Origin of the sequence: Pseudomonas sp. Xaverov 83, assembly GCF_019352905.1 — a bacterium.
Lineage (GTDB): Bacteria > Pseudomonadota > Gammaproteobacteria > Pseudomonadales > Pseudomonadaceae > Aquipseudomonas > Aquipseudomonas yamanorum.
This window is the reverse complement of record NZ_JAAAFU010000073.1, coordinates 1-352: the sequence shown is the minus strand read 5'-3', so window position 1 is coordinate 352 and position 352 is coordinate 1. Positions and strand designations below refer to the sequence as shown.

At 55.4% G+C, this 352-nt stretch carries 2 tRNA genes; both read right to left on the bottom strand.

What is annotated here, in order from left to right:
* Positions 1–132 precede the first annotated feature (132 nt).
* Positions 133–208 (bottom strand) — tRNA-Ala (locus K0H47_RS20865).
* Between the two features lie 50 nt (positions 209–258).
* A tRNA-Glu gene (locus K0H47_RS20860) sits at positions 259–334 on the bottom strand.
* Positions 335–352: the final 18 nt, after the last annotated feature.

Sequence of the window (352 nt, the reverse complement as noted above, 5' to 3'; positions counted from 1 at the left end):
CCCTGTTACCGCCGTGAAAGGGCGGTGTCCTAGGCCACTAGACGAAGGGGACACAAACCTTCTATACAACTGATCAGCGCTGAGACCTGATCGAATTCAAGGATGGTGTGGCCAGACCTTGAACCTGTAAATTGGTGGAGCTAAACGGGATCGAACCGTTGACCTCTTGCATGCCATGCAAGCGCTCTCCCAGCTGAGCTATAGCCCCGGATTTTTCGCCTCGCGGCGCAGCAGACCTTTCGAACTGCTTGTTGAAACTGGCGTCCCCTAGGGGACTCGAACCCCTGTTACCGCCGTGAAAGGGCGGTGTCCTAGGCCACTAGACGAAGGGGACACAAACCTTCTATACAAC